Origin of the sequence: Maribacter aquivivus (assembly GCF_900142175.1) — a bacterium.
Taxonomy (GTDB): Bacteria; Bacteroidota; Bacteroidia; order Flavobacteriales; family Flavobacteriaceae; genus Maribacter; species Maribacter aquivivus.
Map to the genome: position 1 here is coordinate 2,327,433 of NZ_FQZX01000001.1, position 19,983 is coordinate 2,347,415.

The window sequence follows — 19,983 nt, forward strand, 5'->3', positions numbered from 1 at the left end:
TTATAAATTGTTAACCAGATTATCTATGGAAGTAAATGTTCTACAAAATTTAGGTTTTGTAGTCTCTTCAATAAAATTTGTTTGTCTTCCTAAGATCCAAAAATTAGGGTTGTTATATTCGGCAACTAGCTTAGAGAAATCTTCTAAATACTTATTAATCTTATCTTTTTCAGGAAAAACAGTGAAATAAGATACGAAATAGATATCATCGAAATACTTTAATACATCTTCTAGATTCTCCATAGGTATTGTTGGACCAAGATAAATACACTTATAACCTTTTAAAATAATCTCGTAGTTGATATAAAGTAAGCCTATATCATGTATTTCATTTTCAGGTAAAAATGCAACAAATACTTTGTCTTTCTTGGTAGGCTCTAAATGTTGAAGCTTTTCTGTATTAAGAAGAATTTTTTGTTTGATCAAACTACTCATAAAATGTTCATGAGCAGGACTTATGGTGTCCGTTTGCCATAAAAGACCTAATTCGTTCAATAGTGGTACAAATGTTTCTTTGAAAATTTCTCGGAATGAGTTTTCACTCAATAACGCATTGTATGTATTAAAGAACATAGTTTGGTCAAAGTTGACCATTGCCAATTTAAAAGCATTGATTGCTTGACTCTTATGACTGTGTTTTGCTACTATTTCGCGAACTACATACGGAATATCTTTATCAGATATCTTTGCGATTTTAGATATTTTATGTCCGTTATTGTACAACAATGTAACATTGAGTAACTTTTGTAGGCTTGAAAGACTATAGGTTCTAATGTTAGTGTCTGTACGTTCAGGAGACAAAAGATTGTATCTTTTTTCCCAAATTCTGATAGTATGTGCTTTAATACCAGAGAGGTTTTCAAGGTCTCTAATACTAAATTGCTTTTTTACATTGTTCATGTTTTATGAAAAAGTATTAAACAAATTTACAATTTATTAAAATGTATTAGGGTACTTGATAGTTAAAATTATCAAAATAAAAAAAGGTTAGACCTAAATCTAACCTTTTGTGCCCACGACTGGATTCGAACCAGCACGTCCTTACGAACACTACCCCCTCAAGGTAGCATGTCTACCAATTTCACCACGTGGGCATGCTTGAAGTATATTGAATAGCAAATATAGAAACCTCTCATTCAATTTAAAATTTATTGATGATAATAAATGAGGGAACTTTTCTATACTACTAGTGACTTTAGATACTGAGTTGGTGTTAAACCTTTTATCTTTTTAAATTTCTTATTAAAATTAGAAATGGAGTTGAAACCAGATAGGTCAGATATCATATTAATATTCAATTCTTTTTTAGAATTTAATAATTGGCACGCATGTTCTACGCGAAGCTCTATTAAAAATTGAAAGAAAGTTTTATTCGTACGTTGTTTAAAAAAACGACAAAAGGCATTTGGAGTCATGTATGCCATTTTAGAAATGTCATCTAATACTATAGGCTGCTGAAAGTTTTTAAAAACAAAATCAAATATTTCCTGCAAACGTTCACCCTCATTAGAACTTAAGGTTTTAGCATAAATAAACTTACTTAATGGCTCTGTAGCTGCATTGCTCAATTGTTCTAATAGCTCTAAAAACGATGTAAAGCGTTTTAGATTTTGTAGAGATTGTAGCGCTAAGATTTGCTGAGTTAGTTGCTTTTTATTCGACATAACTTTAAAACCAGAAGCAGCATTTGTAAAGAAAGATTGTAAATCTTTAAAATAAGGTAGTTGAAAGAAGTGAGGACCAAAGGTGTTATGGGTAAAGAAAACGGTAAGCATATGGGCATCTTCAACAGCCGCTATACTTTTAAAAACATGAGGTAGATTACTACCAATAACAAATATATCTCCGGCAGAAAAATGGTGTATACTATCACCCACTAACAATTTACCGTTACCATTTATGATATAGCTTATTTGAATTTCTTTATGTTGATGTAAGCGATTGTAAAAGATGGGTTGTTTATCTATTTGAACGATTAAATGCTCACTGATTGGTTTCGGTATTTTAAACGGAAAGACCTTCATATGCATCTAATTTAGCACTATATATTGTAATTGTATGATTAAGATGGTAAAATAGTACCATGTGTGGATAATATGAAAACAATTAAATTCTAATACTACCCGTAGATTTGGATATCATCAAAAACAATATAGAATGAGTATTTCATGGACAGGCGTTATGCCAGCAGTTACAACAAAATTTACCGATAAAGATGAACTTGATTTAGATATGTTCTCGGTCAATATTAAAGCTCAACTAGATGCTGGGGCTAGCGGAATTATACTAGGCGGAACCTTAGGGGAGGCAAGTACACTAACCTACGACGAGAAAAAGGTTTTAATGAAAGAAACTGTTAAGTTGGTTAAAGGACAGGTACCTGTTATAATTAATATTGCCGAACAAACAACTAAAGGGGCTATTCATGCTGCTGAAGTTGCCGAAGAATGTGGTGCAACAGGTTTAATGATGCTACCACCAATGCGCTATAAAGCGAATGATCATGAAACGGTAACCTATTTTAAAGAAACGGCGAATAGTACCGATTTGCCTATTATGATTTATAATAACCCTATTGATTACGGAATTTTGGTAACTCTAGATATGTTAGAGGAACTTATGGTTTGCGATAATATACAGGCGGTAAAAGAATCTACGAGAGATATATCTAATATAACACGTATAAAAACAAGATTTGGAGATAGACTTAATGTTTTAACTGGTGTAGATACCTTAGGCTTAGAAAGTACATTAATGGGTGCTGATGGATGGGTGGCTGGTTTGGTATGTGCTTTCCCGGCAGAAACATGTGCTGTTTTTGAATTGGCAAGAGCTGGCAGAATTAAAGAAGCATTAGAAATATACAGATGGTTTTTACCATTGTTGGAGCTTGATATAAGTCCGCAATTGGTACAAAATATTAAAATGGCAGAAGTTGCTACGGGTATTGGGACCGAGAATGTTCGTGCGCCAAGGTTACCACTAGTAGGTGCAGAACGCCAAAGAGTAGCAGCGGTTATAAAACAAGGTATGGCTACAAGGCCATCATTGCCAGATTATAAAGGAATTAATTAATTCAACTATTGTTTTATGCCTTAATAGTGTTATTGGGCATATTTAAAAAAGTAAAGAAAGAATCAAAATTTGTTTCGGCTTCTTTCTTTACTTTTGAGTAACATCAGAAAAATAGAAAATGATAAGCGGTACAAATGCAATAGGAAGTAAATCTTCTAAGCAAGGAAATAAAACTTTTAAGACTTTTAATCCTAAAGAAAATAAAGAAACAGAATGGACTTTTTACGAAGCATCTTCAAATGAAATTGATGAGGCGGTAGCCTTAGCTACTGATGCTTTTAAAGTTTATAAAGATTTTTCAGGAGCTAAAAAGGCTGAATTTCTAGAAGCGATTGCTGATGAAATTGAAGCTCTTGGAGATGAACTTATTGAGACTTATTGTAAAGAATCAGGTTTGCCAGATGGTAGAGCAAGAGGTGAACGTGGGCGTACCATGGGGCAATTACGTGCTTTTGCCAATTTATTGAAAGAGGGTTCTTGGGTAGAAGCGGTAATTGAAAAAGCCCAGCCTAATAGAGAGCCAATGCCCAAGTCAGATATTCGTAAAATGTTATTTCCGTTAGGTCCTGTAGTGGTATTTGGAGCAAGCAACTTTCCATTGGCATTTTCAACGGCAGGTGGTGATACGGCAAGTGCACTGGCGGCAGGTTGCCCTGTAATCGTTAAAAGTCACCCAATGCATGCAGCTACGGGTGAACTAGTTTCATCAGCAATTATAAAAGCGGCAGAAAAAACAGGAATGCCTAATGGAGTATTTTCAAATTTGAACAGTAGCGGTATAGAAGTTGGGCAGCAGTTGGTGAAACATCCAAAAGTAAAAGCTGTTGGGTTTACAGGTAGTATAAATGGTGGTACTGCGCTTTATAAATTAGCTAATGAGAGAGATGAGCCTATACCTGTATTTGCAGAGATGGGAAGCATTAACCCTGTCGTATTACTTCCTTCTGCATTAGAGAATGACGGTGAGGCATGGGCTACTAAATATGCTTCTTCAATAACTATGGGTGCAGGTCAATTTTGTACCAATCCGGGGTTGGTGTTAGGATTAAAGGGAGCTAAATTAGATAGTTTCATCAATACTTTATCCGAAGAAATTCTAAAGTTAGAACCAACATGCATGTTGCATCCTAATATATATGCAAAATACAACGAAGGCAAAAAAGAGCTATCTGCCCAAAAAGGAATTACCGTTACGGCAGATTATAAAAAAGCTACTAATCCAAATACAGCACAACCTTCTATTTTAAAAGTTAGCGGTGCCGATTTCTTGGCGAATACAAAATTGCACAAAGAAGTTTTTGGTCCTTTTTCTGTGGTAGTTGAATGTGAGAATGCACTTGAAATGGAATCTATTTTAAATCATTTAGAAGGTCAGTTAACAGGTACGGTTTTAGGTTCTGAGGATGACTTAGAGAATAATTCTGGGGTTGTAGATGCGCTGCAGAGTAGAGTAGGGCGTATATTGTTTAATGGTGTACCAACAGGTGTTGAGGTAAACTCATCTATGGTTCACGGTGGTCCTTTTCCCGCTTCTACAGATGCTCGTTTTACTTCTGTTGGTACCTCGGCAATAAAAAGATGGGTGCGTCCGGTTTCTTATCAAGATTGGCCTAATAAATTGTTACCATTGGCTTTGCAAAATGAGAATCCCCTGAAAATCACCCGCCTTGTTGAAGGCGAATACACTAAAAACTGAAACAAATAATAAACTATTAATATGGCCAGGAGCACATTTGTTTGTATTGATGCGCATACTTGTGGTAATCCTGTTAGGGTAGTAAAACAAGGTGGTCCTAATTTGGTAGGCGCGACCATGAGTGAAAAACGCCAGCATTTTTTAAAGGAATATGACTGGATCCGTAAAGGACTTATGTTCGAGCCTCGTGGACATGATATGATGAGTGGTAGTATTTTTTATGCTCCGAGCGACCCTAACAATGATTTTGGAATATTGTTTATTGAAACCAGCGGATGCCTACCTATGTGCGGTCATGGTACTATTGGTGCTATTACCATTGGTATTGAAGAAAGATTGATTATACCTAAAACACCTGGAAAAGTTCGTATGGAAACTCCCGCAGGATTAGTACATATATCCTACCAGCAAACGGGTAATAAAGTAGATTGGGTAAAATTGACCAATGTGAAGTCTTACTTAGCTGCTTCAGACTTAACAATTGATTCTTCGGCGTTAGGTGAATTAACCTTTGATGTATCCTACGGAGGAAATTTTTATGCTATAATAGATGCACAAAAGAATTTTACCGGTATACAAGATTATTCCGCAAACCAGCTAATTCAGTTCAGTCAAGAACTACGAGAGAAAATCAATGTGAAATATTCAGAGCAATTTATTCATCCGGAGGATAGTACAATAAGGAATGTAAGTCACATATTATGGACGGGGAAAACAATCTCTTTACATGCTACTGCTAGAAATGCCGTATTTTATGGTGATAAGGCTATTGACCGTTCACCGTGTGGTACAGGTACTTCTGCGCGAATGGCACAATGGTTTGCAAAAGGTAAGTTAAGTGTTGGTGAAGATTTTATTCATGAGAGCTATATAGGTTCTCAGTTTGTAGGTAGGGTAGAAGAGGAAACGACATTAATAGATAGATCTGCTATAATACCAAGTATTAAAGGTTGGGCAAAAATATATGGTCAAAACACTATTACCATAGATGACGATGATCCGTACGCATACGGGTTTCAAGTAATTTAAATTTTAGTAACTACAAATGAAGAATGTACTTATAATTGGCGGTGGCATTGTAGGTTTAAGCACTGCCTATTTTTTAAATAAGGAAGGTTTTGCCGTTACCGTTATTGATAAAGGTGATATTACCTCTGGTGCGTCTTTTGTAAATGCAGGATATATTACTCCAAGTCATATAATTCCGTTAGCATCACCAGGTATGATTTCTAAGGGAATAAAGATGATGTTCAATTCTGCTAGTCCGTTTTACATGAAACCAAGACTAGATGCTGATTTTTTAAAATGGTCATGGTATTTTCATAAGTCATCAACACCAGCTAAGGTAGAAAAGGCTATTCCTTTAATTAAGGACATTAACCTTATTAGTAGAGAACTATTTACTGATATTAAAAATTCGGGCGATTTAGGCGATTTTCAACTAGAGCGAAAAGGTTTATTGATGTTGTATAAGACCGAAGCTAGTTATTTACACGAAAAACAGGTTGCCGAAAGAGTTGCTTTTGAAGGGCTAGAGGTATCTGATTTAAACAAGACAGAATTACATCAACTAGAACCTAATGTGAATATTGATGCAGAAGGTGCTATACATTACGAGTGCGATGGGCACACGACACCCACAGAAATAATGCCCAAATTAATGGCTTATTTAAAGCAACAAGGTGTTGTTATTAGAACGAATGAAGAAGTTTTAGATATTAAAAGTTCCGGTAGCAGTATTAAAGAGGTAGTTACAAATAAGGGTTCTTATAAACCAGAAGAGGTTGTTTTAGCTGCAGGCTCATGGAGTGGAGAGCTGGCTAAGAAATTACAGTTGAAGTTACCACTACAAGGTGGTAAGGGGTATAGAATAAATATTGAACGTGATACAGGTATTACGATTCCTGCTATATTGATGGAATCTAAAATAGCGGCTACCCCTATGAACGGTTTTACAAGATTCGCAGGTACCATGGAGTTTTCTGGTTTAAACGACATTATAAGAAAAGAAAGAGTGACTGCGATTGCCAATGGTGCCCAAGCATTTTACCCTGATATAAAAATTAACGACACTGAAATAAAGAATGTAAAAACCGGATTGAGACCTGTTTCACCAGATGGGTTGCCTTATATAGGTAAATCTTCTAATATAATAAACTTGACTATTGCTACTGGTCATGCAATGATGGGTTGGAGTTTAGGACCTGCTACAGGTAAGCTGGTTTCAGAGTTATTGACAGATAATAAAACCTCAATGAACATAGCGGCATTTAGTCCTAATCGCACATTTTAAAAATTGTTAAAAAATACTCATCGGCATAGAATTACCATTCACCGACAGTAAACTGCCATTCACCTATTGCTGCCATTTTAAGATTGATTAATCTCTAATCTTTGTCGTATCAATATAAATGAGCTATGGACATATTACTAATAGAAGACGATTTAATAGAAGTTATGAAGTTGAAACGTACAGTTTCTAAACTTAACTTAAAGCATTCAATTATTGAAGCAAAAAATGGTGAAGAAGCGTTAACCTATTTAAGGTCTGGCGAAAAATTACCGGATATTATTCTTTTAGATTTGAATATGCCAAGAATGAACGGTATTGAATTTCTAGCTATTTTAAAAGCAGATGAGTTACTTCAATATTTACCTACAGTTATTTTAACAACCTCAGAAAATAGAGCAGATTTGTTGAAATGTTACCAAGCTGGTATTGCAGGTTATGTAATTAAGCCATTAAAATATGAAGATTACGAGTACAAATTAAACGCTGTTTTAGAGTACTGGAATGTTAATCAACTAGTAAAAGGCTAACAAAAAAGCTCATTTCACAACATTTTTTCCTATTTACGTATTAATTTTCCTACGTTTGAGTGTATTTAAAAAAATCAAATGAAAGGAATCGTATTTACCGAGTTTTTAGAAATGGTCGAATCTGAGTTCGGTTTAGAGACTGTTGATAATATTATTGAGAAATCAAATTTACCATCAGAGGGTATTTATACTTCTGTAGCTACTTACGAATTTAATGAAATGGTAGCGTTGATTACCCAGCTGAGTAAAGAGGTAGATTTACCGGCCGGAGATTTAATTTATGCATTTGGACTATACTTATTCTCAAGTTTAAAAAATGCGCATCCAGAGGTTATTCAAAGTTACAGAAACCCCATAGGGTTACTATATTCAATAGAGGATCATATACATGTTCATGTAAAAAAACTTTATCCTGAAGCAGAACTTCCTACGTTTAAGATACTAGAAAAGACTGATAATTCTATTTCCATGATATATTCTTCATCTAGAGGTTTATATAGGTTAGCTCATGGTCTAATTGAAAAGGCTTTTGAACATTTTAACGGTAAAGCTGATATTACCTATGAACTTCTTAAAGAAGACGGTACTGAAGTAAAATTTGACGTAGTACAACATGGATAATAAAGAAGTTCTTCTCTTAAAAAAAGCCCTTGAGCGCCAGAAAAAAGCGCGTAAACAGGCAGAGAATATCTTAGAGGAAAAATCTAAGGAGCTCTATGATGTTACTAGTCATTTAAGAGAAACTAATAGTAAACTCGAAAATTTACTAAGCGAAAAAACATCTGAATTAGATGGTATTTTTATAAATATTATCGATCCTTACGTGGTAATGGATCTACAATTCAATGTTATTAATATGAACAGATCTGCTAAAGAATTTTTGCAGTTTGATCATAATGATAAGGTAGTAAACCTTTCGCAATTTATACATCCAGATTTTATGGAGTATACCCAAGAATCGATGAGATCGATGATTGAGGTAGGTAGCTTAAAAAATTATCGTGCCAAAATTATTCTTGATAATGGTGTAGAAAAATGGGTGCAAATTAACGCAAGTCTAGTATATGACAAAAATCAAAGACCAATTGCTGCACAAGGTATCATTAGAGATATTACCCAAGAAAGCGAAGTAAAAAGACTAGTTGCTGAACAAAAGGCGCAATTAGATATTATAGTAGAGAATTCTCCTTTAGGTATTGTTTTAGCCGTTGACGGAGTAATTCTTAAGACCAATAATACTTTTGTTGATATGCTTGGTTATCATGAAAGCGGGCTCAAAAATATTTCTTTCAAATCAATTTCAGAACCAGAAAATGTAGCAGATTCTCTAAATCAACTTGATGAAATGTGTGCCGGTAGAATTGAAAAATTTACCGAAATTTGGAAGTTTGCTAGAAAAGATGGTTCTACTATAATGGCTAAAACCAGAATTTCAGCGATACATGATGATCATAGAAAAAAAGATTATCAGGTAGCTATTATAGAAGATATTTCGCATCAACTAGAGGCAGATAGAAAGCTAGAAGCATCCCAAAATAGATTGGCTGCTCTTATTTCTAATTTACAAACAGGTGTTCTTTTAGAAGACGAGGAAGGTAAAATTGCATTGACCAATCAAAAGTTCTGTGATTTATTTCATATTAAACAATCTCCTAAGAATATTATTGGCGTTGACTGTGCAGAATCTGAAGAAGAGTATAAAAAGTATTTCAAGAGTCCAAAAAGCTTTGTTAGTAGAATAGAGGAAATTCTAACTAAAAAAGAAACCGTTTTGGCAGATGAACTTGAAATGATCGATGGTAGAATTTTAGCAAGAGATTTTATACCTATAGATAATGATGGTGATTACAAGGGGCACTTATGGGCTTATCAAGATATTACCATTTCTAAAAATTATAGAAAGAACTTAGAAAATCAACGAGAAAAGTATAGTAGTATCATTGCAAACATGAACTTAGGTCTTGTTGAGGTCGATAATGATGATGTTATTCAAATGGTCAACCAAAGCTTTTGTAGTATGTGTGGCTTTAAAAAAGAAGATCTTATTGGTCAAATTGCTTCTCAAACAATAAAATTTAAGGACGGTAGCCTCATTGAAAAGAAAAATGAAAATAGATTAGGTGGGGTATCGGATTCTTATGAAGTTGAGGTTTACAATAAAAATAATTCCATTAGACATTGGCTAATTAGTGGTGCGCCTAGGTATGATGATACTGGTGCAGTTATTGGTTCTATTGGTATACATTTAGATATTACCGATCAAAAATTATTAGAACTTCAAAAAGAAAAATTATTAAAAGATTTAGAGAACAGTAACCAAGGTTTACAAGAGTATGCCCATATTGTTTCTCATGACCTTAAGTCTCCGTTAAGAAGTATTAGTGCTCTGGCAACTTGGTTAAGTGATGATTATAAAGATGTTTTAGATGAAGGTGGTAAACAGAATCTTGAGCTTATGCAAGAGAAAGTTGCCTCTATGGATAAACTAATTCATGGTATTTTAGAATATTCTACAGCAAATAGTTCTGATTTAGATGATTCTAAAGTAGACCTGAACGAAGTAATAAATGATATAGGCGAGACCATTTATATTCCTGAACATGTGAAATTGGTAATTCCTGAGACTTTGCCAATTATCATGGCAGATAGAATTAAAGTGCATCAAGTTTTTCAAAATATAATTGGTAATGCGGTTGTGCATATAGAAAGAGAAGTAGGGTTGGTTGAAGTTCTCTATAAAGACGATGGCGAGTTCTGGCAATTTACCATTAGCGATAATGGGGTAGGTATACCAGAGGAGTATCATAAGAAGATTTTCGACATATTTCAATCTATAGGTAATAATGAAAGGTCTACTGGTATTGGGCTTTCAATAGTTAAGAAAATAGTAGATCGTTACCAAGGTAGCGTTTGGGTAGATAGCGTTGTTGGGGAAGGAACTCAATTTCATTTTACCATAAAGAAAAACCATAACTAAAGATTCACAAAATGAAAATAGTTCAAGGAATAAAAAAACCAAATGAATCTTTTGTAATTAAAGATTCTACGCTACTTAATGAACCGTTAGTATTGGTTTTTGGTAATCGATATATTTTAGAAAGTAATCAAATATATACAGAGGTTAGCAAATTATTTCCAAATGGTCATATCGTTTTTGGTACCACTTCAGGTGAAATTATAGATGATACTGTTTTGGACGGATGCGTTGTTTTAACTGCTATTGAATTTGAGAAGAGTTCAATTTTGGTAAAAAGAAGCAATGTGGCAGATTTTAAAAATGATGATAAAAAACTGGGAGAGGGTTTAATAGCTGAGTTCCCTAAAGAAAATTTAAAGCATTTATTTGTAATATCTGAAGGTAGTACCGTTAATGGTAGTGCTCTTATAGAAGGTTTAGAACATTTAAAAAACACGAGTTTTGGACTTTCTGGCGGATTATGTGGTGATGATGATCGTTTTGAAAGAACATTGGCATCTTATAATGAAAACCCGAAGGAAGGCGAAATAATAGCTATAGGTTTTTATGGTGATACCTTAGAAATTACCAGTTCTAATTATGGTGGTTGGACCACTTTTGGACCTGAACGTATTATCACAAAATCTGAAGGTAATCTACTTTTTGAATTAGATGGTAAACCGGCATTAGATCTTTACAAAACCTACCTAGGTGAAAAGGCAGATGAATTGCCGAAGTCGGCATTGCTTTATCCGTTAAGTGTAAAAGTAACAGATGATGCAGAGCCTTTGGTTAGAACTATTCTTAATATTGATGAAGTAGAAAATACTATGACACTCGCTGGTGACGTTCCAGAAGGGGCAAGGGTGCAATTAATGATGTCGTCTGTAGATGATATTGCAAATGGGGCATTTCATGCAGCAGAACTCGCTATGAGTGATAGAAAAAAATCTCCAGAGTTAGCGTTATTGATTAGTTGTATTGGTAGAAAGTTGGTAATGGATCAACGTACCGAAGAAGAAATCGAAGAAGTTAAAGCAGTAATTGGTGATAATACGGTAATAAGCGGATTTTACTCCTACGGCGAAATGGCACCTTTTAGCGGTCAAGATAGTTGTAAATTGCACAATCAGACCATGACTCTAACCTTATTTAGCGAATAATGCATTCCCTGTTAAAAAGACAAATTCGAAAATATTTACCAGAAGATCTAAAGGCGCACCCAGAAATGGAAAGTTTTTTAGAAGCTGTAGAAAAATCTTATGAGAATTTTGATGATAAATTTTCTATGCTTCATAGAGCTTCAGCTATTAGTTCTGACGAACTTTTTGAAGCCAATAAAAGCTTACAGAAAGAGGCATTGCAACAAAAGAGTATTCTTGTTTCTCTAGAAAACGCTATTCGTAGTTTAAGAGAGAATTTGAATGATGAAAAGACTATAAAGATTCAAGATGAGTTTAATACAGAAGAACTTGCAACTTACATAAGTAATTTGGCATCGCAGGTTTCAGAGATGTCAACAGAAAAAGATAAACTTCTAAGTAGTTTAGAAAACCAGAATGAATCTTTAAATAATTATGCGCAAATGGTATCGCATGATTTAAAATCGCCTATTCGAAACATCAACGCGTTGATGAGTTGGATAATGGAAGATGAAAAAGATAAATTTTCTGATGTTAGTAAAGAAAATTGCTCATTGGTATCTGAAAATCTTACCAAGATGGACAAGCTTATTAGTGGTATTCTAAAACACGCCACAATGGGTGAAACTGAAGAGCATAAAGTATCGTTTAGTTTAGAAGATAGTCTTAAAGATATTGAACAGACTATTTACGTACCTGAAAACATAACCTTTGAGTATAATGAAGAATTGCCGGAGATGTTCTTTGAAAGAGCACGTTTAGAGCAATTGTTCATGAATTTATTCACTAATGCTGTAACGGCAACTGAACATGTAGATAAAGGTGTAATCAAAATTGGTTACGAGCCAGATGACACTTATTGGAAATTCAGTGTTTCAGATAATGGAAAGGGAATACCTGAAAAACATCAAAAAGGAATTTTTGAGATGTTTAAAAAGCTGGAGACAGCCAATAATGCTACCGGCATCGGACTTGCAATTGTTAAGAAAATTGCGGTACTTTATGAAGGCGATGTTCGGTTAGAATCAGAAGAAAACGTTGGTACTACGTTTTATATCACATTAAAAAAGAATTCATGATAGAACAACCCAACCTTAATTATGTAGATGAACTTGCCGGTGACGACATTGCTTTTAGAAATCAGTTTCTTGATATTATTAAAAACGAATTTCCGTTAGAAAAGGAAGAATATTTTGGTCATGTAAAAAATACAAGAGTAAAAGAAACTGCCGAAATCGTTCATAAGCTAAAACATAAGTTCAATATTTTAGGAATGGAAAATTCTTATAAGCTAGCAGTAGCCTATGAAATGGAATTATTGGATGGTAAGCACGATAGTCAATCTAAATTCGTTGAAGTATTAGAAACTATTGAAGAATACATTAAAACAATTTAAATGAACTGTATTATAATCGATGATGAAGCCACGGCAAGATTAGTTGTAAGGCAATTATGTTCAAAAATACCTGAGCTCGATGTTATTGAAGAATTTGATAATGCCATTTCGGCTATCAAGTTTTTAAATCATCAAAATATTGATGTTATCTTTTTAGATATACATATGCCAGGTTTTAGTGGTGTCGATTTTATACAAACGCTTAAGGATCCACCAAAAGTAGTTATGACTACTTCTGACACAGATTTCGCAATAGCCGCTTACGAATATGAATGTATTGTTGATTATTTGGTGAAACCCATTACGTTAGAGCGTTTTGAAAAAAGTATTGAAAAAATTAAGAATAGTTCTTCTAAAAAGCCACAAGCACAGGTAGCGCCGCAACAAAATTCATCTGAAGATGAAGATTTATATATTAATATTGACCGAAGATTGATTAAGTTGAAACTCAATGAAATTTTGGTTATCGAAGCCAAAGGCGATTACATTGATGTTAAAACAGAGAAAGAAGACCATAGGGTACATACTACCTTGAAAAAAATAAAGGAAAAATTACCTGAAAAGTTGTTTCTGCAAATACACCGATCTTATATCATCAACTTTACCAAAATTATTGATATAGAAGATAATAGTGTGCTTATAGCTAAAAATGTGGTGCCCATTAGTAGATCTAATCGTCCAGAATTAATGAGACGTTTAAACCTTCTTTAAGCTTTTTATAAAGTCATAATCACCAATTTTCGTGGTAAATCTTTTTAAATATTTCTGCTAATTGAACTTTGTTTACAGGCTTAATAACATAACCTGTTAAATCTTCAAAGTCAGAGGCTCTTTTAATATCGCTATCACGCATAGAAGAGCTTACCATATAGATGTTTACGTCATTATGAATTTTGTCCTTAAGTTTTTTAAACTCGTTTAAAAATCCCCATCCATCTAAAAATGGCATGTTGATATCTAAGAAAATGACTTCAGGAAGCTCAACTTTTTCATCGGTACATTTAGAAATGTACTCAACAGCTTGTTCTCCATCCGTAAATGTGCTTACCACCAAATCTTTTGATAATTGATGAATGGTTTTTTCCATTATATATAAATACAGTTCGTCATCATCTACGAGTAAAATATTTGGTTTTGTAATCATTTTAAAATATTAGTTTAAACGTGGTTCCTACTCCTTCTTTGCTATTAATTGTTATGGTTGCGTTGAGCGCGTCTAGTTGAGATTTTACCAGAAATAGTCCCATACCTTTGCCAGAAATATTTCTATGAAATCTTTTGTAGAGTTTAAATACGTTGTCACCATGACGTTCCATATTCAACCCAATACCATTATCCCTTACATATAAGACTTTGTGCTTATTTTCTATTGCGGACTCAAATTGTATGTACGAAGAGACATTTTCTCTTTTATATTTAATAGCATTAGAAATAAAATTATGAACGATGCTTTGCATATAAAATTTTGAATATGAGATATGGTTCCAAGCCGCTAAATTAAGTTGAACTTCAAAACCAGAATTATCTAAAAGTGTTTCTGTAAATTCATTTTTAACCTCAAGTATCAATTCTTGTAAATCTATATCAACTATTTTTATTTCTTTAGTATCAAGTATAGATACATAGTCATTTATGTCTTCTGTCAGGTTTGTTATGCTTTTGGCTACTTTATCTAGCTTAGGTAGTAACTGATGTAATATTTCAGGATTTTTTTCTTTTTGTATCATCTCAACAATTACAGACATGCTTGTAACTGGTGAGCGTAGGTTATGAGAAATTAAATAGCTGAAATCGCTTAATTGCTTATTTCGAATTTCTAAGCTATTGTTCATCTCATTGACCATTACATTGTTCTCTTCTAATTGGTCTTTACTTCTAGTCAATAATATATTTTTGCTTTCTAGTTCTTTATAGAATAATTCTTTTTGTTCTCTATTTTTTTGGTAGATATATGATAACCCAAAAAGAACTAGAATTGTGATAATATTAAATATCATCAGACTTTCATATACAGGTGAAAGGTAATCTTCGATAACACTTGGTGGTGTTTCTTGCGCAAAAACCCAATTGGTAGGTGTTATTACAGTTAACGAGTCTTTAGAACTACTACCATAAGGCTTTAGCGGTCCACTTAATACTAATGCTTGTTGAGACCAAATGTGATCGCCATCGACATAGCTACTATCTTTAGTTAAAGTCTTGAATTTGGCAGAGCGAATCTCAGATAAAATTTTTCCTTTATTGTCGATTTCATAAGGTATGTCTATAGAAGATGTACTTGCAGTTATGATATTTGAATTTTTATCTAATAGATATATATTGTTTTGTACGATTCGCGACTTCAATTGATCAAGAATTCGCTTCATTTTAAAATTGATAACTACTAAACCAATTTGATTATTTTCGATATCGAAAATTGGAGCAATACTTCTAATTACGGGTTTGTAAGGTTTTTCTATAACCCCATTTTCTCGATTCAAACCAATTTGAGATAAATACAATTCATTGCGTTTTAAAGCAAGACCAGCTTTTACATAATCTCGTTCTCGCTTATTTTGTAAGTTCCCTACCACTATAGAATCTGTACCTTGTCGAACAGCTCTAAAGATTTCTTTACCATGTAGATTGATTATACGAAATTGGTCGTAATCTGTAATTTTCTTTATCATTTCTAAATACGGTAGCATTATAGCTTCATGCCGCCCCATGGGATCAAAATCTTTTGGATATTCTAAAGTTGACCAATAGTGGGTATTATTCAGAAAAGAATGTAATTGTTTTTTAAAATTAATTATTTTGATGGATGTTGCTCGTGCCTGAAATTCTGACAATTGCGCTATTTGTTTTTGCTTCTGTGTATAGTATAGAAACACGGTTAAAGCCAATAAAGGAATATATAGGCTAATTAACATTTTAAAAACTCTTTTCCACATATAAGCTCGATTAGAGTTTCATTTTCAATTTTTGCTCTCGAATAATAAATGCGTCTTAGACTCACACTAAAGTAAGTAAAATTCTTACAAACAATTAATTTTTTATAGAGAAAATCAACTATTTGTGCCTATTTTTTATAAGAACTCTCAAACATTATGTAGGATATATTTATAAGTATCAACTGTGTGGTTTTATGCATTGAAATAGTCATTTCAATATCTAAATGATACTATTTAAAATGTAAATTATGCAGTGATATTTAAATTAATCTAAGTTTAACTTTTTGTGGAATAATGGTTTACTTAGAAACAACCATTTTGCTTTTAATCCAATTTCTGTAAACTCAAATCCGGCTGCTGTGGCAGAGGCGATATTACTATACTTGCCATACACATTTAAGCTAAATCGTTTTGAGAATTGACGTTGTACAGAAGCTTCAGCCCTAAAAATAGCCGTTTTAGCATCATCCTCTACTTGTTGAATACCTGTGGCCGCACTAGCCATATACGTTGTTTTTTCTGAGATGTTACCTCGTATATCTGCAAATAATTCGACTGCTTTGTAAACTTCTGGACTAAAGTATATGGTAGGTACTTGGTCTTTAAATGTAATATACTGAAAGTTAACCCCCATTTTTAATGCAGGTTTACGCAGCACATTATAGTATAAAGAAGTAAATAATAAATTTCTAACGTTGTCATCACTCTGTTGGGTGTGCATTAGTTGCGTATACCAACCAAAATTTACATTAGTACCAAGGTTATAATTAAGACCATAATGGTTTTGTACAATTTCACGTTCTATTAATTCAGCATTAAAACTCTGTACTTCTCGTTGGTATCCAAGTGTTAAGTTTTGCAATTTAAAAGGTTGCATATCTAATTTAATATCTAAAACAGGTTGTGTATATGCATCATCTAAAAATCTAGAGTTGTTTAAACCAAGCACTGTTTTTAAAACAGTTTTAGGAAATAACTTGTATTGTAAGCCGGCCAATAGAACATGAGAGGTTGCTTTATTATCTGTAACACTATTTTCTGTCGTTCTAAAAAAGTAAGAAACCGTAGTTCTAAATTTTGTGCTAAAAGGTACATCAACGGTAGTATTGGTGAAAAAGGCAACATTATTACCATTGTCAAAAGTATAGGCTGCATGTTCCTCAATTGTAGGGGTATGCATTAAATTTAGCTTTTCAATAAAGCCTTTGGCATCTTTTTGATTCTTATAGAATTTTAATGTCTGGTTGGCCATACTGTATGCTGGTATAATCTTGTCAGATGCGAATAATGCATTTGCCTTACCTAAATTACCATCAAATGAAGCACTGTCATTAACCAAAATTCTATCATAACTTTCAACACTAGATTTAGCATCACCAGTATATAGACCTAATGTAGCTTTTAATGCTAGAATCCAATTTTTATTAGGGTAGTGTACCTCTAGACTATCAATCTTATTTCTAGCAGAAATAAACTTTCTGTTCCATATTAATGCTTGTACATAACGATCGTAAGTACTTTCGGTAAGTTTTACATCATCAATTTTATCAACTTTTACGGTTGCTCCTTTAGAGATAATAAGTGCCTCTTTATCATTTTCATCGATATGCTCTGCCAATGCAATACCATTTAATGCGGTAATAGAATCTTTAGGGGTAGTTGCATATCTAACATAAATATCTTTTGCCTTATCTGCTTGTTTGATAATAAGATATAAGTTTGCCAAGTTTATAAGTACATCTTTATCTTCAGGGAAATCTTCAAAAATCTTTTTTAAAGTTTGCTCTCCTTTTCCATATTGCTGATTGTTTACAAACTGATTTGCATAGCCTAAACGCATAAATTTTCGAGAGACTTTTGCACTTGCATTTTCTGGATCTAACGCAATTGCCTTTTCAACCCAACTTAATGCTAATTCATATTCTTTTAAATTACTTAAGGTATTGGCATACCCTAATACTGCACCAAATTTGGTTGGGAATTTTTCTACCAAATCTGCATATAAGGGTCTTGCTTGTTCATATTCTTTCGCCCACAAATAAGATTCGTTGTAATTAATTAAGATTTCAAAATCACCAGGGTAATCTTTTAAAAGGTCTGCGAACAAACCAGTTGATTTTTGTGGTTCGCCACTTAAACCAACCGCACGCCCATAACAGAGCAATGCCGTTTTATTATTTGGGTCTGTTTTAAGGTAATCACCAAAAAAAAGTTCTGCCTCTTGAAAATCACCTTTCTCTAAAAGACCAAAGCCTTTGGTCATATCAGATTGTGCTTTTAATAAGGATGAGGTTAAAAGAATAAGGAATACTACTTTACGAATCATTCAAAGTGAGATTAATACTACAAATACCTAACGGTAATTATTGCGATTTATTTGTCTTTTTCAATATTGTAAAGATAAAATTGACTTCACCGTTACGGAAGTACGATAATTGCCATTCGTCTACAGTAATTGGTCATCGACCTAAAGCCTTTAAAATATAAGGGTAGCCTTCATGATATTTGATGTAGAACCAAGTCAATGTTGAGACTTAAAAAAAACATGATTATGACAGCAATTAGAGTAGTACTACACAAAATTTCTCCAGAAAAATTATTTATGGGGAGCGTACTTTTAGTAAACGGAGGTAATTATCTCTATAACCTTATACTGGGTAGATTACTTGGTCCGGCAGCATATAGTGAGGCTGCTTTACTTATTACATTACTACTTGTGCTATCTTTTTTAGGAATGACCTTTCAATTGGCAACAGCCAAATTTGCCATATTGTTCAACAATGATGATTGGGTTGCTTTAAAACAATTGTTATATAAGTATGCTTTAGGTTTTGGTACATTAATAGGTATTTTACTATTTACTTTTGCCGGTAGCTTACAAGAACTATTTCATACAGAATCTTCTCTGTTATTTAAAACCTTTGCAGTATCGGTGCCTTTATATTTTTTTATGTCGGTTAATAGAGGAAGGTACCAAGGCAAACAAGATTATCAGAAACTATCGCTAACCTACCAAACAGAAATGTGGAGTAGGTTATTGATAACACTTGGGTTGCTATGGTTGGTACCTTTTGAGCCTGCTTTTTTAGTAGCATTGGGTATTGGATTGTCTTTTGTATTCGGATTAATTCCTACAGATTTTAATATTAAGAGCATTATTCAAACAGTTACCTTATCCAAAGAAAATAAAAGAAAAGTAATCAGTTTTATAGTATTGACAGCCTGTTATGAACTTACCCAGATTATCATAAATAACAGTGATATTCTTTTAGTAAAACATTATTTCGATACTCTAAATGCCGGACTCTATTCTTCTTTGGCCATGATAGGGCGTGTCGTTTATTTTGTTGCTTGGATGTTCGTAATGCTATTACTACCTACCGTTGTACAAAAACAAAAAGATGGAGAGGCAACAGCTCCTATATTAATAAAGTACGTAAGTTATGTTGGGGTATTGGCTATTGTTATAATTTTCTGTTGTGCTGTTTTTCCTAAATTAATAATTCAATTAATGTTTGGCGAAGCTTATATTTCAATGGCACCTTTATTATGGCAATATGCCTTGGCTACCTCTTTATTCGCTATCTCAAATATATTTGCCTACTACTTTTTATCACTAGATAAATATATACCTGTAATACTTTCTGGTGTGTTGGGTATATCACAAATTGTTATGATCGTATTCTTTCATAGTACCTTATATATGGTGGTACAAGTTCAAATTATAGCCATGGTTACTTTGCTGGTAGCACAGTTGCTTTATTTTGCGCACAATAATATACTGAACAAGACCTCTTAATACTTTTATATTAGGTGAGTCTAACCCGAGGAAATCCCCCATCTTCGGGCTATTTTATTTATCATACTGTAAACTGTATGAAATTTTCTGTTTGTTAAGTATTGATTTAAAGATGTGTACTAATTAAATAAGGCTTAACTAGTAATTTCTTCCATTCGTCTATAGT

At 33.3% G+C, this 19,983-nt stretch carries 17 protein-coding genes and 1 tRNA gene; 12 read left to right on the top strand and 6 right to left on the bottom strand.

All coding sequences use genetic code 11. The annotated features are described in order from the left end of the window. The 3 genes from BUC31_RS09865 to BUC31_RS09875 all read right to left on the bottom strand — a co-directional run bounded on the left by BUC31_RS09865 (nt 1) and on the right by BUC31_RS09875 (nt 2,024). Nucleotides 1-900 carry a MerR family transcriptional regulator gene (locus BUC31_RS09865; RefSeq protein WP_073243502.1) on the bottom strand — a complete coding sequence of 300 codons (900 nt, stop codon included), beginning with the start codon at nt 898-900 and terminating at the stop codon, nt 1-3. 110 nt (nt 901-1,010) lie between these two features. Then, nucleotides 1,011-1,094, bottom strand: a tRNA-Leu gene (locus BUC31_RS09870). An 84-nt stretch (nt 1,095-1,178) separates the two neighbouring features. Continuing rightward, nucleotides 1,179-2,024 (bottom strand): AraC family transcriptional regulator, encoded by an 846-nt coding sequence (locus BUC31_RS09875; protein ID WP_073243504.1) that lies wholly within the window; start codon nt 2,022-2,024, stop codon nt 1,179-1,181. A 133-nt stretch (nt 2,025-2,157) separates the two neighbouring features. Here BUC31_RS09875 and BUC31_RS09880 point away from each other — a divergent pair, with 133 nt between their 5' ends. From BUC31_RS09880 to BUC31_RS09930, 11 genes are all read left to right on the top strand, one after another. Further along, nucleotides 2,158-3,075 (top strand): dihydrodipicolinate synthase family protein, encoded by a 918-nt coding sequence (locus tag BUC31_RS09880; protein WP_073243506.1) that lies wholly within the window; start codon nt 2,158-2,160, stop codon nt 3,073-3,075. A gap of 118 nt (nt 3,076-3,193) precedes the next feature. Then, the gene (locus tag BUC31_RS09885) at nt 3,194-4,771 is read left to right on the top strand and encodes an aldehyde dehydrogenase (NADP(+)) (RefSeq protein ID WP_073243508.1); all 1,578 of its coding nucleotides are present in this window, start codon (nt 3,194-3,196) and stop codon (nt 4,769-4,771) included. A gap of 21 nt (nt 4,772-4,792) precedes the next feature. Then, nucleotides 4,793-5,800: a 4-hydroxyproline epimerase gene (locus tag BUC31_RS09890; RefSeq protein WP_073243510.1), complete on the top strand. Its 1,008-nt coding sequence runs from the start codon at nt 4,793-4,795 to the stop codon at nt 5,798-5,800. 16 nt (nt 5,801-5,816) lie between these two features. After that, complete coding sequence (locus BUC31_RS09895) at nt 5,817-7,064, top strand: NAD(P)/FAD-dependent oxidoreductase (RefSeq protein ID WP_073243512.1); 1,248 nt, start codon at nt 5,817-5,819, stop codon at nt 7,062-7,064. 125 nt (nt 7,065-7,189) lie between these two features. Further along, nucleotides 7,190-7,591 carry a response regulator gene (locus tag BUC31_RS09900; RefSeq protein WP_073243514.1) on the top strand — a complete coding sequence of 134 codons (402 nt, stop codon included), beginning with the start codon at nt 7,190-7,192 and terminating at the stop codon, nt 7,589-7,591. 78 nt (nt 7,592-7,669) lie between these two features. Further along, nucleotides 7,670-8,212 carry a heme NO-binding domain-containing protein gene (locus tag BUC31_RS09905; protein ID WP_073243516.1) on the top strand — a complete coding sequence of 181 codons (543 nt, stop codon included), beginning with the start codon at nt 7,670-7,672 and terminating at the stop codon, nt 8,210-8,212. Beyond that, nucleotides 8,205-10,568: a PAS domain S-box protein gene (locus BUC31_RS09910; protein WP_073243518.1), complete on the top strand. Its 2,364-nt coding sequence runs from the start codon at nt 8,205-8,207 to the stop codon at nt 10,566-10,568. Before BUC31_RS09905 ends, BUC31_RS09910 begins: the two co-directional genes overlap by 8 nt. Nucleotides 10,569-10,579: 11 nt before the next feature. Continuing rightward, complete coding sequence (locus BUC31_RS09915; RefSeq protein WP_073243520.1) at nt 10,580-11,710, top strand: FIST signal transduction protein; 1,131 nt, start codon at nt 10,580-10,582, stop codon at nt 11,708-11,710. Continuing rightward, a complete protein-coding gene (locus BUC31_RS09920; RefSeq protein ID WP_073243522.1) occupies nt 11,710-12,768 on the top strand; it encodes a sensor histidine kinase in 1,059 nt (352 codons plus the stop codon). Before BUC31_RS09915 ends, BUC31_RS09920 begins: the two co-directional genes overlap by 1 nt. Then, entirely contained in the window at nt 12,765-13,085 is a 321-nt protein-coding gene (locus tag BUC31_RS09925) for a histidine kinase (RefSeq protein WP_073243524.1), read from the top strand. The genes BUC31_RS09920 and BUC31_RS09925 overlap by 4 nt, the downstream gene beginning before the upstream one ends. Further along, a complete protein-coding gene (locus BUC31_RS09930) occupies nt 13,086-13,796 on the top strand; it encodes a LytR/AlgR family response regulator transcription factor (protein WP_073243526.1) in 711 nt (236 codons plus the stop codon). 19 nt (nt 13,797-13,815) lie between these two features. Here the strand turns inward: BUC31_RS09930 and BUC31_RS09935 are convergent, their stop codons facing one another. The 3 genes from BUC31_RS09935 to BUC31_RS09945 all read right to left on the bottom strand — a co-directional run bounded on the left by BUC31_RS09935 (nt 13,816) and on the right by BUC31_RS09945 (nt 18,344). Further along, nucleotides 13,816-14,229 (bottom strand): response regulator, encoded by a 414-nt coding sequence (locus BUC31_RS09935; protein ID WP_073243528.1) that lies wholly within the window; start codon nt 14,227-14,229, stop codon nt 13,816-13,818. 1 nt (nt 14,230) lies between these two features. Next, nucleotides 14,231-16,018: a sensor histidine kinase gene (locus BUC31_RS09940; protein WP_073243530.1), complete on the bottom strand. Its 1,788-nt coding sequence runs from the start codon at nt 16,016-16,018 to the stop codon at nt 14,231-14,233. A 265-nt stretch (nt 16,019-16,283) separates the two neighbouring features. Further along, the gene (locus BUC31_RS09945) at nt 16,284-18,344 is read right to left on the bottom strand and encodes a tetratricopeptide repeat protein (RefSeq protein ID WP_073243532.1); all 2,061 of its coding nucleotides are present in this window, start codon (nt 18,342-18,344) and stop codon (nt 16,284-16,286) included. 225 nt (nt 18,345-18,569) lie between these two features. Here BUC31_RS09945 and BUC31_RS09950 point away from each other — a divergent pair, with 225 nt between their 5' ends. Beyond that, on the top strand, nt 18,570-19,817 hold the full coding sequence (locus tag BUC31_RS09950; RefSeq protein WP_073243869.1) for an oligosaccharide flippase family protein: 1,248 nt from the start codon (nt 18,570-18,572) through the stop codon (nt 19,815-19,817). Nucleotides 19,818-19,983: the final 166 nt, after the last annotated feature.

Coding starts and splice junctions, on each gene's coding strand:
- BUC31_RS09865 (WP_073243502.1), bottom strand. CDS start 900: ATGAACAATGTAAAAAAGCAATTTAGTATTAGAGACCTTGAAAACCTC.
- BUC31_RS09875 (WP_073243504.1), bottom strand. CDS start 2,024: ATGAAGGTCTTTCCGTTTAAAATACCGAAACCAATCAGTGAGCATTTA.
- BUC31_RS09880 (WP_073243506.1), top strand. CDS start 2,158: ATGAGTATTTCATGGACAGGCGTTATGCCAGCAGTTACAACAAAATTT.
- BUC31_RS09885 (WP_073243508.1), top strand. CDS start 3,194: ATGATAAGCGGTACAAATGCAATAGGAAGTAAATCTTCTAAGCAAGGA.
- BUC31_RS09890 (WP_073243510.1), top strand. CDS start 4,793: ATGGCCAGGAGCACATTTGTTTGTATTGATGCGCATACTTGTGGTAAT.
- BUC31_RS09895 (WP_073243512.1), top strand. CDS start 5,817: ATGAAGAATGTACTTATAATTGGCGGTGGCATTGTAGGTTTAAGCACT.
- BUC31_RS09900 (WP_073243514.1), top strand. CDS start 7,190: ATGGACATATTACTAATAGAAGACGATTTAATAGAAGTTATGAAGTTG.
- BUC31_RS09905 (WP_073243516.1), top strand. CDS start 7,670: ATGAAAGGAATCGTATTTACCGAGTTTTTAGAAATGGTCGAATCTGAG.
- BUC31_RS09910 (WP_073243518.1), top strand. CDS start 8,205: ATGGATAATAAAGAAGTTCTTCTCTTAAAAAAAGCCCTTGAGCGCCAG.
- BUC31_RS09915 (WP_073243520.1), top strand. CDS start 10,580: ATGAAAATAGTTCAAGGAATAAAAAAACCAAATGAATCTTTTGTAATT.
- BUC31_RS09920 (WP_073243522.1), top strand. CDS start 11,710: ATGCATTCCCTGTTAAAAAGACAAATTCGAAAATATTTACCAGAAGAT.
- BUC31_RS09925 (WP_073243524.1), top strand. CDS start 12,765: ATGATAGAACAACCCAACCTTAATTATGTAGATGAACTTGCCGGTGAC.
- BUC31_RS09930 (WP_073243526.1), top strand. CDS start 13,086: ATGAACTGTATTATAATCGATGATGAAGCCACGGCAAGATTAGTTGTA.
- BUC31_RS09935 (WP_073243528.1), bottom strand. CDS start 14,229: ATGATTACAAAACCAAATATTTTACTCGTAGATGATGACGAACTGTAT.
- BUC31_RS09940 (WP_073243530.1), bottom strand. CDS start 16,018: ATGTGGAAAAGAGTTTTTAAAATGTTAATTAGCCTATATATTCCTTTA.
- BUC31_RS09945 (WP_073243532.1), bottom strand. CDS start 18,344: ATGATTCGTAAAGTAGTATTCCTTATTCTTTTAACCTCATCCTTATTA.
- BUC31_RS09950 (WP_073243869.1), top strand. CDS start 18,570: ATGACAGCAATTAGAGTAGTACTACACAAAATTTCTCCAGAAAAATTA.